Below are 543 nucleotides of genomic sequence, written 5' to 3'. Positions count from 1 at the left end.
GAAGTGCACGATCTCGTGCGTCAGCGTCATGCCCCGCGCCCTGGCCTCCTTGAAGGAGGGGCGAACGATGGTGTGCAGCAACATGATTCCGTCGGACGGCAGCACCTGGTAGGCCATCTTGAAGAAGCGGCCGTAGCGCTGGCGGCCGAAGTGCTCGAAGGCGCCGATCGAAACGATGCGGTCGACCTTGTCGTCGAATTCCTCCCAGCCCTGCAACCGGACTTCGACGGAGCGGTCGGTGGGGATGGCGGCCATTTTGGCCTTACTGTAGGCAAACTGGTTGCGACTCAGCGTGATCCCGATCACGTTGACGTCATATTTCTCGATCGCCCGGTGCAGCGCTCCTCCCCAGCCGCAACCGATGTCGAGTAGCGTCATCCCCGGCTCGAGATTCAATTTGCCCAGCGCCAGATCGAACTTCGCATTCTGCGCCTCTTCGAGCGTCATGCCCTCGCGTTCGAAATAAGCGCACGTATAGCCCATTGTCGGATCTAGGAACAGGGCAAAAAACTCGTCCGAAACGTCGTAGATGGATTGCGATTC

At 59.5% G+C, this 543-nt stretch carries 1 protein-coding gene; it reads right to left on the bottom strand.

From position 1 onward, the window contains the following. On the bottom strand, positions 1–543 hold a 543-nt coding region (locus A5704_RS06815; RefSeq protein WP_156737628.1), incomplete at both ends, for a class I SAM-dependent methyltransferase.

It is taken from the genome of Mycobacterium sp. E735, from assembly GCF_001666955.1.
Classification (GTDB): Bacteria; Actinomycetota; Actinomycetes; order Mycobacteriales; family Mycobacteriaceae; genus Mycobacterium.
This window is presented reverse-complemented; position numbering and strand designations above follow the sequence as displayed.